Source organism: Actinosynnema sp. NPDC059797, assembly GCF_042732085.1.
Lineage (GTDB): Bacteria > Actinomycetota > Actinomycetes > Mycobacteriales > Pseudonocardiaceae > Actinosynnema.
On the sequence record NZ_JBHWIE010000013.1, the window covers coordinates 1 to 13,177 of the forward strand.

18 protein-coding genes and 1 pseudogene are annotated in these 13,177 nt (G+C 73.7%); 8 read left to right on the forward strand and 11 right to left on the reverse strand.

Going from position 1 to position 13,177, the window contains the following annotated elements; genetic code table 11:
- On the forward strand, positions 1-450 hold a 450-nt coding region (locus tag ACFV4N_RS06460; RefSeq protein WP_499671470.1), incomplete at its 5' end, for a cellulose binding domain-containing protein.
- 137 nt (positions 451-587) lie between these two features.
- Here the strand turns inward: ACFV4N_RS06460 and ACFV4N_RS06465 are convergent.
- Both ACFV4N_RS06465 and ACFV4N_RS06470 read right to left on the reverse strand, forming a co-directional pair.
- Complete coding sequence (locus tag ACFV4N_RS06465; protein WP_499671534.1) at positions 588-1,067, reverse strand: cellulose binding domain-containing protein; 480 nt, start codon at positions 1,065-1,067, stop codon at positions 588-590.
- Between the two features lie 156 nt (positions 1,068-1,223).
- Positions 1,224-2,624: pseudogene (locus ACFV4N_RS06470) on the reverse strand (endo-1,4-beta-xylanase); the annotation flags it as partial.
- 502 nt (positions 2,625-3,126) lie between these two features.
- Between ACFV4N_RS06470 and ACFV4N_RS06475 the strand changes: the two are divergent.
- The 3 genes from ACFV4N_RS06475 to ACFV4N_RS06485 all read left to right on the forward strand — a co-directional run bounded on the left by ACFV4N_RS06475 (position 3,127) and on the right by ACFV4N_RS06485 (position 4,867).
- Complete coding sequence (locus tag ACFV4N_RS06475; protein ID WP_499671471.1) at positions 3,127-3,537, forward strand: VOC family protein; 411 nt, start codon at positions 3,127-3,129, stop codon at positions 3,535-3,537.
- Between the two features lie 210 nt (positions 3,538-3,747).
- Entirely contained in the window at positions 3,748-3,903 is a 156-nt protein-coding gene (locus ACFV4N_RS06480; protein WP_499671472.1) for a helix-turn-helix domain-containing protein, read from the forward strand.
- 265 nt (positions 3,904-4,168) lie between these two features.
- Positions 4,169-4,867, forward strand: coding sequence for a toll/interleukin-1 receptor domain-containing protein (locus ACFV4N_RS06485; protein ID WP_499671473.1), 699 nt, complete (start codon positions 4,169-4,171; stop codon positions 4,865-4,867).
- A gap of 10 nt (positions 4,868-4,877) precedes the next feature.
- Here ACFV4N_RS06485 and ACFV4N_RS06490 read toward each other — a convergent pair whose 3' ends face one another.
- From ACFV4N_RS06490 to pdxR, 4 genes are all read right to left on the reverse strand, one after another.
- Positions 4,878-5,234 carry a hypothetical protein gene (locus ACFV4N_RS06490; RefSeq protein ID WP_499671474.1) on the reverse strand — a complete coding sequence of 119 codons (357 nt, stop codon included), beginning with the start codon at positions 5,232-5,234 and terminating at the stop codon, positions 4,878-4,880.
- Positions 5,235-5,381: 147 nt separating this feature from the next.
- The gene (locus tag ACFV4N_RS06495; RefSeq protein ID WP_499671475.1) at positions 5,382-6,632 is read right to left on the reverse strand and encodes an RNA polymerase sigma factor; all 1,251 of its coding nucleotides are present in this window, start codon (positions 6,630-6,632) and stop codon (positions 5,382-5,384) included.
- A gap of 5 nt (positions 6,633-6,637) precedes the next feature.
- Positions 6,638-6,985 (reverse strand): YciI family protein, encoded by a 348-nt coding sequence (locus ACFV4N_RS06500; protein ID WP_499671476.1) that lies wholly within the window; start codon positions 6,983-6,985, stop codon positions 6,638-6,640.
- A 128-nt stretch (positions 6,986-7,113) separates the two neighbouring features.
- Positions 7,114-8,508 (reverse strand): MocR-like pyridoxine biosynthesis transcription factor PdxR, encoded by a 1,395-nt coding sequence (pdxR, locus tag ACFV4N_RS06505; RefSeq protein WP_499671477.1) that lies wholly within the window; start codon positions 8,506-8,508, stop codon positions 7,114-7,116.
- A gap of 72 nt (positions 8,509-8,580) precedes the next feature.
- Between pdxR and ACFV4N_RS06510 the strand changes: the two genes are divergently transcribed.
- Positions 8,581-9,006, forward strand: coding sequence for a carboxymuconolactone decarboxylase family protein (locus tag ACFV4N_RS06510; RefSeq protein ID WP_499671535.1), 426 nt, complete (start codon positions 8,581-8,583; stop codon positions 9,004-9,006).
- A 30-nt stretch (positions 9,007-9,036) separates the two neighbouring features.
- On the opposite strand, the gene ACFV4N_RS06515 is transcribed toward ACFV4N_RS06510, so the two are convergent.
- On the reverse strand, positions 9,037-9,267 hold the full coding sequence (locus ACFV4N_RS06515) for a hypothetical protein (RefSeq protein WP_499671478.1): 231 nt from the start codon (positions 9,265-9,267) through the stop codon (positions 9,037-9,039).
- 239 nt (positions 9,268-9,506) lie between these two features.
- Here ACFV4N_RS06515 and ACFV4N_RS06520 point away from each other — a divergent pair, with 239 nt between their 5' ends.
- Both ACFV4N_RS06520 and ACFV4N_RS06525 read left to right on the forward strand, forming a co-directional pair.
- Entirely contained in the window at positions 9,507-9,806 is a 300-nt protein-coding gene (locus tag ACFV4N_RS06520; protein WP_499671479.1) for a hypothetical protein, read from the forward strand.
- On the forward strand, positions 9,803-10,006 hold the full coding sequence (locus ACFV4N_RS06525; RefSeq protein WP_499671480.1) for a cold-shock protein: 204 nt from the start codon (positions 9,803-9,805) through the stop codon (positions 10,004-10,006). The genes ACFV4N_RS06520 and ACFV4N_RS06525 overlap by 4 nt, the downstream gene beginning before the upstream one ends.
- A gap of 85 nt (positions 10,007-10,091) precedes the next feature.
- On the opposite strand, the gene ACFV4N_RS06530 is transcribed toward ACFV4N_RS06525, so the two are convergent.
- From ACFV4N_RS06530 to ACFV4N_RS06545, 4 genes are all read right to left on the reverse strand, one after another.
- Positions 10,092-10,259 carry a hypothetical protein gene (locus ACFV4N_RS06530; protein WP_499671481.1) on the reverse strand — a complete coding sequence of 56 codons (168 nt, stop codon included), beginning with the start codon at positions 10,257-10,259 and terminating at the stop codon, positions 10,092-10,094.
- Positions 10,260-10,285: 26 nt separating this feature from the next.
- On the reverse strand, positions 10,286-10,804 hold the full coding sequence (locus ACFV4N_RS06535) for a DUF6292 family protein (protein WP_499671482.1): 519 nt from the start codon (positions 10,802-10,804) through the stop codon (positions 10,286-10,288).
- 370 nt (positions 10,805-11,174) lie between these two features.
- Complete coding sequence (locus tag ACFV4N_RS06540; protein ID WP_499671483.1) at positions 11,175-11,348, reverse strand: hypothetical protein; 174 nt, start codon at positions 11,346-11,348, stop codon at positions 11,175-11,177.
- Positions 11,349-11,541: 193 nt separating this feature from the next.
- The gene (locus ACFV4N_RS06545; RefSeq protein ID WP_499671484.1) at positions 11,542-12,363 is read right to left on the reverse strand and encodes an NAD(P)H-binding protein; all 822 of its coding nucleotides are present in this window, start codon (positions 12,361-12,363) and stop codon (positions 11,542-11,544) included.
- 88 nt (positions 12,364-12,451) lie between these two features.
- Here ACFV4N_RS06545 and ACFV4N_RS06550 point away from each other — a divergent pair, with 88 nt between their 5' ends.
- Complete coding sequence (locus tag ACFV4N_RS06550; protein WP_499671485.1) at positions 12,452-12,874, forward strand: winged helix-turn-helix transcriptional regulator; 423 nt, start codon at positions 12,452-12,454, stop codon at positions 12,872-12,874.
- Positions 12,875-13,177: the final 303 nt, after the last annotated feature.

Below are 13,177 nucleotides of genomic sequence, written 5' to 3' on the forward strand. Positions count from 1 at the left end.
CGCGACACCGACTCCTGGCGCGCCTCGGGCACCCCGCTGCTGTTCGACGGCTCCGGCAACAAGAAGGCCGCCTACAACGCCACGCTCGACGCCCTCAACGGCGGCATCGACCCGACGAGCACGACGACCACCACCACGACCACGGGCGGCGGCACGCCGGGCGGCTGCACCGCGACGGCCTCGATCAACTCCTGGAACGGCGGCTTCGTCGCCACCATCCGCGTCACCGCCGGCTCCTCCGCGATCAGCGGTTGGACCGTGACCACCGCGCTGCCCTCCGGCGCCGCGGTCACCAACTCCTGGAACGCCAACCGCTCCGGCACCACCGGCACCGTCCAGTGGCGCAACGTCAGCTACAACGGCAACGTCGCCGCCGGCCAGTCCACCGAGTTCGGCTTCCAGGGCACCGGCTCCGCCGCGGGCCTGTCGCCCACCTGCGCCGCGAGCTGACCACGATCGGCAACCACCGCGAACACCGAACGGCCCCGGCTTCCACCTCCAGGTGAGAGCCGGGGCCGTTCGGTGTCACATCAGGTGAAGCGACATCAGGTGAAGCACGTCAGGTGGAGCGACTCACCCGACAGGTGTCACGGCGTGCTGCAGGTGACGGTCGGGGCCGCCCACTGGCCGTTGGTCATCACGGTGAAGCCGAACGTCGTGCTCGCCCCGGCGGCCAGGCTGCCGTTGCCGTTGGGCTTCATGGTCATCACGTTGCCGCTGGAGTCCCAGCTCGGCGTGCCGTTCCACGTGGCCGACACCCGCTGCGGCGCGTTCACGGTGACGGTGGCGGTCCAGCTGCTGATCGCCGACGCGCCGGCCCGGACGGTCACCTCGCCGTTGAACCTGTCGCCCCACTGCTGGGTCGTCCGGTACGTCGCGGTGCACGACCCGCCGCCCGGCTGCTGGGGCGTCGTGGTGGTCGTGGGGCCGCCGCCGGGCGGGGTGTCGGTCGGCGCGACGGCCCGACCGGTCGACGGGGAGATCATGCCGGCGCACAGGCCCCGGCCCTGCAGGTTGGCCGCGATCTGCGGGACGGCGTTGAGCGTCGTCTGGTAGCCGTCGTGCATCAGGATCACGCCGCCGTTCTGGAGCGTGGACGCGGCCTGCACGATCTGGGCGGTGCTCGCGCCGTTCCAGTCCTGCGAGTCGACGTTCCACAGCACCTCGGTCAGGCCGAACTGCGCCTCGACCGCCTTCAGCGTGCTGTTGGTCTCGCCGTACGGCGGGCGGAACAGCTTGGGCGCGACGCCCGTGGCGGACTGGATGGCCTGCTGGGTCTGGGAGATCTCCGAGGTCATCTGCGCCTGGCTGAGCTGCGTCATGTGCGGGTGCGACCAGCTGTGGTTCTCCACCCACATGCCGGCGTCGCGCTGGCTCTTCGCGAGGGACGGGTTCTGCTGGACCCGGTTGCCCTGGTTGAAGAACGTGGCCCGCAGGCCGGCCGACCGCAGCGCGTTGAGCAGCTGGGGCGTGGTGCTCGCGTTGGGCCCGTCGTCGTAGGTCAGGGCCACGTAGCCGTTGCGGCAGTCCGAGGTGTTCGGCGGCGTCGTGGTGGTGGTCGTCGGGACCGGCGAGCCCCCGGCGTTCAGCGCGGCCAGGACGGAGTTGTAGGCGGCCTTCTTGTTGCCGGAGCCGTCGAACAGCAGCGGGGTGCCGGAGGCGCGCCAGGAGTCGCTGTCGCGGATGCCCCACACGGTGATGCCGTTGCAGCGGGTGACGGCCAGGCAGGCCTGGGTCACGCCCTGGTACTGCTCGGCCTGCGACGAGCCGGAGCCCTCGATGTCCAACTCGGTGATCTGGACGTCCACGCCGAGGTCGGCGAAGTTCTGCAGGGTGGTGTGGTAGTTCGACGGCACGGGGTTGCCGCTGTTGAAGTGGGCCTGGAAGCCGACGCAGTCGATGGGCACGCCGCGCTGCTTGAAGTCCTGGACCATCCGGTAGACGGCCTGGGTCTTGGCGTGCTGCCAGTTGTCGGTGTTGTAGTCGTTGTAGCAGAGCTTGGCGTTCGGGTCGGCGGCCCGGGCCGCCCGGAAGGCCGCCTCGATCCAGTCGTTGCCGGTGCGCTGGAGGTTGGAGTCGCGCCGGGCGCCGGAGCTGCCGTCGGCGAAGGCCTCGTTCACCACGTCCCAGGAGTGGATCTTGCCGCGGTAGTAGGTGGCGACCTGGGTGACGTGGTTGAGCATGGCGTTGCGCAGGGCGGTGCCGCTCATGTTCTGCATCCAGCCGGGCTGCTGGGAGTGCCACGCCAGCGTGTGCCCGCGGACCTTCTTGCCCTGCTGGCGGGCGTGGTTGACGATGCGATCGGCGTTGGTGTAGTTGAACTGGCCCTGGTTCGGCTCCAGGGCGTCGATCTTCATCTCGTTCTCGGCGGTGACCATGTCGAACTCGCGGTTCAGGATCCCGACGTAGGTCGAGTCGCCCAGCTTGTTCGCGGCCACCGCCGTGCCGAAGTACCGACCGCTCTCCGCGGCGGACGCGGCGAGGGTGGTGCCGGCGCTGGCCACGTTCGGCAGCACCACGGCCATCGCGCCCAGCAGCGCGGCCGCGCCCGTCACCACCGCGACGCGTCGCGGCCCTCCTCGTGCCACCGGCCTGCCGGCAGCGGTGACAGCAGTTCTGGACATCACTTCCTCCAAGGGGTCGGCGAGAGCGGCGGTACGGGCTGCTTTCGCGGGGGAGGCCGCCCGGGTCGGGGGCGCGCAAATCAGGATCGAAACTTTCGGTCGATCAAGTAGGGCTTTCGTAAAGTAAGGCGCGGATTGTGGTGAGTCAAGAACCATGTGTGACCTATAGAGACGCAACGAGCCAGGTGAACGTGGATCGTGCCCGGTTCAACTACCTTCTACGACTTACGAAAGTATCGGAACGTTCGGGCACGCTCGGTGGCCGGCGTCAGCGGTCCCGCGACCGGGTGCCGGTACTCGCGCGTGGTGCGGGCGCACGCCTTGACCGCGTGGCCGCTCCACGGCCGCCGCCGTCACACGTTGGCGTGATTGCGGGAGCAGCAGGGCCGCCACGAGGCGATCGGCGCGCATGGTTGTCCGTGGTGCCGGACCGAAGCGATCGGCCGGTGAGCGCTTCGGGGCGGACGATCGGACCAAGCGCCCACCGGAGGAAGGAACCCCCATGCTGCGAAGTCTCGCCACCATCGACTACTACGCCGACGAGGTGTCCGCCTCGCGTCCCTGGTACGCGCGGGTGCTGGGCGTCGACGCGCACTTCGCGCGCCCGGACCGGGACGGCCGCGACCACGTCGGGTTCCGCGTCGACGACGTCGGGCACGAGCTGGGCGTCGTCGACAGCCGGTTCGCGCCGCAGGACACGTCCGCCGCGCAGGGCGGCCCGATCACCTACCGGGAGGTGGACGACCTGGCCGGCAGCGTCCAGCGCCTGGAGTCCCTCGGCGCCAGGGCGTACCGCGAACCGGTCGAGCACGGACCGGGTTCCGCCACCGCGCCCGTGACCGGCCCGTTCGGCAAGGTCCTCGGCCCGATGTACGACGAGGACTACCGGCGGGTCGTGCGCGACAAGGCGTGACCGGGCGCGGGCAGCGACTCGCGCACCGTTGGGACCCACGGTACGTGCCCGATCCGGTGGAGCAGGCCCGGGCTGATCGCCGTGCGACCCCGACGGCGTCGGGGAAACGGGAAACGGTGCTGCTGGTCGTGCGGGCGGATGTGCGGCACGCTGTGCCGTCGAGGTGGGGTCCCTCCGCAGGTGGGTCGCTGCCGTCTCAGGGGGGCGGCGATGACCGGTGAGCACACGCGGGCATTGGTGTTCGGCACGGAGCTGCGGCGGCTGCGCACCGCGGCGGGGCTGTCGACGCGCGGGCTCGGCGAGCTGATCTACTTCAGCAAGGGGTGCATCGGCAAGGTGGAGAACGGCCTGAACTGCGCGCCATGACGGCACCACTGAGCGGTTCGTCGGCCGACCAAGCGTTGGCGTTGGCCGGCGCGCGCGAAATCGACCGGGCGTGCGGCCTCGTGGGTGACGTCCTCGCGCTGCCCCTGGCCGCCCGGTCGGCGACCATCCGGAACGACTTGTGGCAGCTGTCCAGGACGCTCAACAGGTGGGACTCCGGTCCTGGTGCGCGGGAAACGGTGTCGCGCTTGTCCGCCGCGCTGCTGCCGATGCAGGACCGCCGCTCGACGAGAAGCTGTCCGAGGTCGTGGGACGGGAGAACGTCTTCCGCGCCAGCCGGTCCGTCGCCCCGGGCGAGAGCTACGCGGAGGTGATCACGGAGGCGCTCGAGCTCTGCGACACCGCGCTGGTGGTCATCGGCAGGACCTGGCAGGAGCACTTCGAGGAGAACGTCGATCGCGCGGCCCGCGACGAGGACGACTGGGTGCGCGTCGAAGTCGCCACGGCGCCGCGCCGCGGCAAGCGGGTCATCCCCCTGCTGCTGAGCCGCGCGTCACGGCTCACCGCCCGCGGCCTGCCGGACGACATCTCGGAGTTGGCGTTCAAGCAGTACCTCGAGTTCGAGCACCGCGACATCGACGCGGACCTGGCCCTCCTGCTGAAGGCGCTGGGGCTGTCGACCCCGGCGGTCGGCGAACCGCGAGGGGCCTTTCCCGCGCCCGACCCCGTCTCGGGCTTCTCGATCCGGCGTGAGGTCGGCTGGGACGGGAGCGTGGAAGTGGACGTGGCCCGACGGGATTGCGGCGGTGCCGTCACGGGCCGGTTGTCCGGCCGCGCCCGCCCGGGGGACCCGGCCCGGGTGGCGGCGCTGATCGCCCGACCCCTGGCGGGCGAGGTCCGGACCGGCGCGGACCCGTGGTCGTCGAGCACCGGGGTCCGGACGCGGACGTCCCGCGGTGGCCGCGGTGCGAGGCACCACGGGGCGCCGGGTGAGGGAACCCGGTGAGGCCGCGGGCTCACCCGAGTTCGGCGTCGATCTCCCGCTGGTCGGCGGCCCGTTCGCGGGCGACCACCTCGTCCTCCCGCTCGTCCATCCGCCGCGACCGGTCGGCGGCGACGCCCTCCTGGCGCCGGAGGCGGTCGGCGCGCTCGTCCTGGCCCGCCTGCCTGCGGTCGAGGTCGTGCTCCCGCCGGTCCTGCTCGCGCTGGCGCTGGTCCTGCTCGTGCTCCCGCTGGTCCTGCTCGTGCTCCCGCTGGTCCTGGTCGTGCTCGCGCCGGTCCCGGCCTGATCGCCGCAGCTCCTCCGCCGAGGCGGCCACCTCGGCGTCGATCTCGTCCTGCTGGCGGTCGCGGTCGTGGTCCACGTCGAACACTGTCCCACTCTCGCGCCGACGGGGCACTCGCCCGACCAGTCGGAGAGATCCGGGCGCGGTCCGTTCGACGCCCGCGCCCGCCGGTCACCGGGCGCGCCCACCGGTCACCGGGCGCCCACCGGTCACCGGGCGCCGTCGGCGGGTGGGCTACGGGTCGGGCCGTTCGACCGCGTCCAGCCGGTGGCGCAGGAGGGCGCGTTCCGGCTCGGTGCCGGCCAGGGCGAGCGCCTCGCGGTAGGCCGCGGCGGCCTCGTCGTCCCTCCCGAGCCGGCGCAGCAGGTCGGCACGGGCGGCCGGGTAGGGGTGGTGGCCGCGCAGCAGCGGTTCGCCCGCCAGCCCGTCGAGCAGCTCCAGGCCCGCCGCCGGGCCGTCGCGCATCGCCACGGCCACGGCCCGGTTCAGCGCCACCACCGGCGACGGCGCGAGCGCCATCAGCACGTCGTAGAGCGCCACGACCTGCGGCCAGTCGGTGGCGGCCACGTCGTCGGCCTCGTCGTGCAGGGCGGCGATCGCGGCCTGCACCCCGTACGGGCCCGCCGGACCCCCGGTCAGCGCCGCGGTCACCAGGGCGCGGCCCTCCTCGATCAGGGGGCGGTCCCAGCGGCCGCGGTCCTGCTCCTCCAGCAGCACCAGCTCGCCGCCCGGACCGGTGCGGGCGGCGCGCCGGGCGTGGACCAGCAGCATCAGCCCGAGCAGCCCGGCCACCTCCCGCTCACCGGGCAGCAGCCGGCGCAGGATCCGGGCCAGCCGGATCGCCTCCTCGGCCAGGTCGAGCCGCTGGAGGTGCGGGCCGGAGCTGGCCGCGTACCCCTCGGTGAAGGTCGAGTACACGACCTGGAGCACGCCGGGCAGCCGCTCGGGCAGCTCGTCCGCGCCGGGCACGCGGAACGGGATGCGGGCTTCGCGGATCTTCTTCTTGGCGCGCGTGATCCGCTTGGCCATCGTCGCCGGCGGCACCAGGAAGGCCCGCGCCACCTCGGGCGTGGTCAACCCGGCCAGGCAGTGCAGGGTGAGCGCGACGCGGTCCTCGGCCGCGAGCGCCGGGTGGGCGCAGGTGAAGAACAGCTGCAGCCGCTCGTCCGGCAGGTCGCCGCCGGGTTCCGCGGCGGGCACGGGACCCGCCCGGTCCGCCTCCACCTGGAGGACGGCCAGCCGCGCCGCGAACGCCTGGTCGCGGCGCAGCCGGTCGACGGCCCGGCGGCGCGCCGTGGTCATCAGCCACGCGCCGGGCTTGGGCGGGACGCCGTCGACCGGCCACCGCGCCAACGCCGCCTCGATCGCCTCGGAGGTGACCTCCTCGGCCAGGTCGAGGTCGCCGAACCGGCGGACGAGGGCCGCCAGCAGCCGGCCGCGCTCCTCCCGGAACACCGCCTCCACGGACGCCGCCGGCGAGCCCACCGCCCTCAGCCCCCGAAGTCGGCGACCGGCCGCACCACGACCGCGCCGTCCCGCGCGCCGGGGCAGCGGGCGGCCCAGTCGAGCGCGGCGTCCAGGTCGGGCACGTCGATCACGTAGAAGCCGCCCAGCAGCTCCCGGCTCTCGGCGAACGGCCCGTCGGTCACGGTCCGCCTGCCGTCCGCGGCCACCCGCACCGTGGTGGCCGTGACCAGGTCGGCCAGCGACTCCCCGGAGACGAAGATCCCCGCATCCTTCACCTCCTTGTCGTAGGACATCCAGTCCTCGACCGTGCACCCGGCCGCCCCGCCGTTCCCGTCGGTGGCGCCGGCCATGATCAACATCAGGTACTTCAAGGTCCCGACTCCTCTGGATCCCGTGCGGCAGGACCGCCGCACGACACCACTACGAACGGGACCCGGTCAAATGGACACCGCCCCGGAAAAATCTCCCGCGCCGCCGTCCACCCGCGACGCCACCGGCGTCAGCCCTGACGCGGCAGGACCCGGCACAGGGCGTCCAACGCGGACGCGAAGGCGTGCTCCGGCGGCGTGCCGTACCCGATGACCAGCCCGTCCCTCGGCGGCACGACGGCGTCGGGGTGGCGGTAGGCGCGCAGCCCGTCGAGCGCCAGCCCCTCCCGGCGCGCGGCGCGCAGCGCGGGCTCCTCGGCGCCGTCGGGGAGTTCGAGCACGGCGTGCAGCCCGGCCGCGATCCCGCTGACCCGGACGTGCGGCGCGCGTTCCGCGAGCGTCCGGGTCAGCAGGTCCCGCCGCCGCCGGTAGACCTGCCGCATCCGGCGCAGGTGCCGGTCGTAGGAGCCGCGCGCCAGGAAGTCGGAGAGCGTGAGCTGGTCGACCACGCCGACCGACGTCTCCCGGGCGCCCTTGGCCGCCAGGACGTCGTCGACGAGCCACCCGGGCAGCACCATCCAGCCCAGCCGCAACGCGGGGGACAGGCTCTTGCTCGCCGAACCCAGGTACACCACGCGCTCGGGCGCCAGCCCCTGGACCGCGCCCACCGGCTGCCGGTCGTACCGGAACTCGCCGTCGTAGTCGTCCTCCAGGACCAGCCCCCGCTCGGCGCGGGCCCAGTCGACGACCGCCGCCCGGCGCTCCGGGTGCAGCGCGCCGCCGGTCGGGTACTGGTGCGCCGGGGTGAGCAGCACGGCCGTCGCGCCGGTGCCCGGCAGCTCGTCCACCCGCGCCCCGTGCGCGTCGATGCCGAGCGGCGCGGTGCCCGGGTCCCGCAGGAGGTCCCGGTGGAAGCCCAGCCCGTAGGACTCCACCGCGACCGGGCCGGTGAGCACCCGCGCGAGCAGCCGCAACCCGTGGGCGAAGCCCGAGCAGACGACGATCCGGTCGGGTTCGGCGCGCACGCCGCGAGCGCGCGCCAGGTACTCCGCGAGCGCGTGCCGGAGTTCGGGCCTGCCGCGCGGGTCGGGCACCCCGAAGGCGTCGTGGGGCACGGCCGTCAGCGCCCGGCGGGCCGAGGCGAGCCAGGCCGAGCGGGGGAACGCGGAGGCGTCCGGCGAACTGGGCGCCAGGTCGTGCCGGACGCGCCCGCGCGGTCGCGGCGACGGCCCCCGCGCCCGCTCCGGGCCGACCGGCGTGACGCGCCGCGCCACCCGCGTGCCCGACCCCTGCCGGGAGGTCAGCCAGCCCTCCTCGACCAGTTCCGCGTAGGCCGCCGCGACCGTGTTGGGCGCGATGCCCAGGTCCGGCGCCAGACCCCGGTACGGGGGCAGCCGCGTGCCCGGCGCGAGCCGGCCCGAGCGGATCGCCTCGCGCAGGGCGCGCATGAGCTGCGCGCGGCGGCTCCCCCCGCCGGTCAGCTCGAGGTGGAGGTCGACGCCCGGATTGACCCGTGTTCCTGACACGGGAATGCACCATATCCTGGGTCTTTCCGCCCATAGGCTCAGGTCGTGACCACGATCCAGGTGCCCCAGCGCATGAACTTCGCCGCCACCGCCCCCAAGGTCTTCAAGGCCGTCCTCGCCCTCGACGCCGCCGCCCGGCAGGGCCTCGACCCGGTGCTGGTCGAGCTGGTCCAGATCCGGGCCTCGCAGATCAACCGGTGCGCGTACTGCATCGACTACCACGCGCGCGACGCGCGCAAGGCCGGTGAGGCGGAGGAGCGCCTGCACCAGCTCGCCGCCTGGGAGGAGTCCAGCCTGTTCACGGCGCGGGAACGCGCGGCGCTCGCGCTGACCGAGTCCGTGACCCGCCTGCCCGACGGCGTCCCGGACGAGGTCTGGGCCGAGGCCGCCGAGCACTTCGGCGAGCCGGAACTCGCCCAGCTCCTCGCGCTGATCTTCACGGTGAACACGTGGAACCGGATGAACGTCACCACGCGCAAGACCCCCGGGACCGCGTGACGTCGACGCGCCCCGGCCCGCGCGCCGCCGTCAGCGGTTGGACGAGGGGAACCGGCCGTCGCTGCTGCCGAGCGCGACCAGCTCGGTGTACTGGTCCTGCCACGACCGCTCGGTGGCCAGCAGGTCGGCGAGCCGCTGCACCCACGCCGAGTCGACCGGCGGTGTCGCCCCGGCCGCCAGGTGCTGCTCGGTCTCCTCGCGGGCCTTGCGCCACTCGGCCAGCGTGGGACCGAGCACCGGACCACCGGATTCTCGCGACATGCGCCGACAGTACTGCGCCGGGACCGCCCGCGCTGCGGTACAGTCGGCCGGGTTGGGACACCAGTTGCCGGCACCCAGCCGTCGCGGTCCCCCGACCCAGTCCGGTCCGGTGGTAATCCGGCCGGGGACGGGAGCACCGGCTTGCCGCCGGATCACCAGTTCGCAGGAGCACTTCCCCCGATCACCCCGCCCGACCGCCACGAGCGTCGGGCACAGCCCTCCGCGGAACGGGGGCCGGCGTGACGTGGACCGGCCGACCCGCCCGCAACCGGGGCGCGGAGATCAACTTCAACGAGGCGCGGGCCGCGGGCGACAAGGCCGCCGCCACGCAGCAGATCCAGGCCGCCCGCACGGTGGCGCAGCACTCGCTCGACGTGGGCGACTGCCGCGAGCTGCTGTCCATGCTGGGGCTGTCCGGCCGGAGGTCGGCCACCGCACCGCAGCACGACGTGCCCGCCCACGCGGGCCAGGACCAGCACGCGAACCGCCCTCACCGGGATGCTCCTGATTCCCGGTCGACCGAAGGAGCACGTCGATGACCCAGGGCACCGTCAAGTGGTTCAGCGGTAGCAAGGGATTCGGCTTCATCACCCCCTCGGGTGGCGGCGCCGACCTGTTCGTGCACCACTCCGAGATCCAGGGCTACGACTTCCACGGCGTCCCGGACGACCAGCCGGTGGAGTTCGAGGTCGGCGAGGGCCGCAAGGGCCCGCAGGCCCTCGCGGTCCGCGTCCTCTAGACGCGCGCACGGCGGTGGGGGGCGGATTCTTCACGCCCCCCACATCGCCGGTCGATCAGGCGCCGGTCGGTCGAGCGCCGGTCGATCAGGCGCCGGCCAGGACCGGCAGCGACTCGAAGCGCGGCAGCTGCACACCGCGCGTGCCGCGCGGCTGCCGGGGAGCGACCAGGCTTTCGTCGGCCGGGTGGCTGAACACGACCGGGTGAACCATGGTCGGCAGGTCGGCGTTCGTGGGGTTTTTCGTCGGTGTCATGGGTTTCCCTGTGTTTCGTGTGGAGATCAGGAGGCCGAGGCGCGCAGTTCCATGCGCTCGGCGAGGTCGGACCAGTCCGCGTACGGCGGGAGCACCACCGGGCGCCGCCCCGAGCCGCGCCCCGTGACGGATTCCGCGACGAACCGCGCCACCGCCCCCGGGGTCGGTACGAGGTCGCCGGTGGACCGCGAGAGCACGATCGGCGCTTCGCCCGGAGAGGTCTCGATCGAGACCACCCACCCCCGCGACGCGCTCCAGACCAGCATCACGTCGCGGTCCGGGTGGTCCACGGCGCGGCAGCCCAGGGCGAGGTAGGCGGTGGCGGTGTCCGTCACCTCGCACGTGGTGCCCTCGCGGGGCACCCCGACCGCCTCGGCCACCGCCCGCACGTAATCGCCGAGCGCCCGGGCCAGGACGTGCGTGCCGTCCGCGGGCAGCGGCCGGTGCGAGGCACGTGCCGCCGGTCGCCCGGTCGCGTCACCGCCCCGGTTGAGGAGGGCGACACCGTTGGCGCGATTGGGATCGAGCGGTTCGGACCGTGTCATGTGGACTCCGTCTGCCCGGCGTTCGCGCGGCGGGCGTGTCGGTGGCGTCGGCGGGTGGCGGACGTGGCGAGCCCTCGCCCACCGGGTCCCGCGGTCACCGGGGTGACGGCTGTCGCGGGCGAGGCCCGAAGACCGTGCAGGTGGCGAAGTAGATCGGGGGTGGCCCCCGGTGTCACCCGCCGGCTCCGTCTGCGAGCGGAGAACCGGACCGGGCGGAGCGGGAGCGCTCCTGCGGGACGCAGGCAGCGAATGATCCTCTGCTCACCAGAGTACCCCATGGGGCCGCGAGGGGTCGGTCGTGCCGCGACACCGGACGTCCCGCCGAAGCGGTCAGGCGGTCAGAAGGTCCGGACCCGGTGCGCCGAGGCGCTCAGACGCCCACCGCGTCATCCCGGCTCAGCGAATCCGACGCCCGGTCCACGATCCACGCCGTCCGGCCGTCGCGGACACCGGTGCAGGCCACCACTTCGCCGATCCGGAGCAGGAAGGCGTCCGGTGGCGTCCGGGCCTGCTCGGAGCAGGGTTCCCGGTTGGCCATGACCATCGACGACCTCCTGCGTGCCGCACCCCCGCGGGCGAGTTCCGGGGGGAAGCATGCCAGTGGTCCTCCCGGGGCTGCATTGCCCCGATGCGGTGGTTCGGCGGGGAGGTGGACCACCGGTCCGAAGACCTCGAACCGCGAGCCGACCGGTGCGGGCGCGGGGACCCGCGTCACGGGCGGTCGCGCGTCGCCCGGGTCACCCGACGGCGCGGGGCCTCGCGGCGGAGGCGGCCGCGACCGCGACGGTCAGCGGGTCGCGGACCGGGCGGCCGAGCAGGTCGGCGAGGTCGGAGCCGGTGCCGCCCAGGAAGCCGTGTCGGACGCCGGTCGCGATCGAGACGAGCATGGGCGGCTGGAACGGCAGCAGCCCCCGCGCCTCGTCGAGGAGCCGGCGCCGGTACTCGCCCAGGCCGATGGTCCGGTGCGGCACCCCGAGCCGGTCGGCCACCTGCGCCGCCGTGATCGGGACGCCGGTCAGGTCGTAGGAGCGCCCGCCGTGCCGCGCCGGGTCCGCCGCGACGACCGCCGCGGCTTCGGCGAGGTCCGCGCGGGCGACCGCGGCCAGGGCGCCGTCGCCGAACGCCGACTCCACCCCGTCCCCGGCCCACATCAGCAGGGCGCCGAACAGCTCGGCGTAGAGACCGTTGCGCAGGATCGTCCAGGGCAGGCCGCAATCGCGCACGAGCCGTTCGGTCGCGCGGTGCGCCAGCGCGAAACCGAGGTGGTCGCCGGCGCCGGTCAGGCTCGTGTAGACGACGTGCCGGACACCGTCCCGGGCGGCCGCGCGCAGGACGGCCGCGTGCCGCCCGACGACCAGGTCGTCCTCGGCGTAACCGGCGGAGACGAGCACGAGGGTCGACACGCCGGCGAGGTCGAGGCTCGCGGGGTCGTCGAAGTCCAGCCGCCGCAGCCCGTCACCCGGCGTGCGGCTGCCGCCCGTCGCGAACGCGCCGCGGGCGCGCAGCGCGGCGAGGGTGGCCGAGCCGAGGTTCCCGTTGGCCCCGGTCACCAAGATCATGTCGCTCACGGTCCTCCGTAGGTGGTTCTCCCCGGTAACTAGGCTCGATCCTGAGCGGCCCGCGAAGGGGCCACAAGGAGGCACTTAGATGTCACCCACGCACACGGGCATAACCACGGTGCCCGCCGACCTCGACCCCTGCGGGAGCGAGGACCACCCGGACTGCGGCATCCGCGACGTCCTGGACCGCATCGGCGACAAGTGGTCGGTGCTGGTGATCGTGGAACTGGCCGGCGGCCCGCGCCGCTTCCGGGAGCTGCAACGGGCGATCGACGGCATCTCCCAGCGCATGCTCACCCTCACCGTGAGGAGGCTCGAACGGGACGGCCTGGTCCTGCGCACGGCATACCCGACAGTCCCGGCCCAGGTCGACTACCGGCTGACCGAGACCGGTTCGGGCCTGACCCACCTGGTCAAGGCCCTCGCCGACTGGTCCCTGGCCCACCGGGAGGTCATCGCGGAGGCGCGGAGCCGGTACGACCTGACCCACCCGGACCACGACATCCGGTGAGGTCCCGCTGCGCCCGACTGGTTGACACCTGCCCCGGTCCGGGCGAGAAGAACGCCTGCTGTGGCGTGCGGACCTCCGCTCGACCACGTCCAGGTGGGCTAGGGGAGAACGGCGGAGCGAATTGCCACGATGAGCGATGCGTGGCTGTTGCCCCAGGCTCGGCGCCCTGCGCTCGCACCCCGGGTGCGTGATCGATCACGACGAGATGCCGGAGGCGGAGGAACGCGCTGATCCGTGGTCGACTCCGCTTCCGGGGCAGGAACTCGTCCCGGCCTACCCGACCTCGCCGTTCGCGGCGGTAAC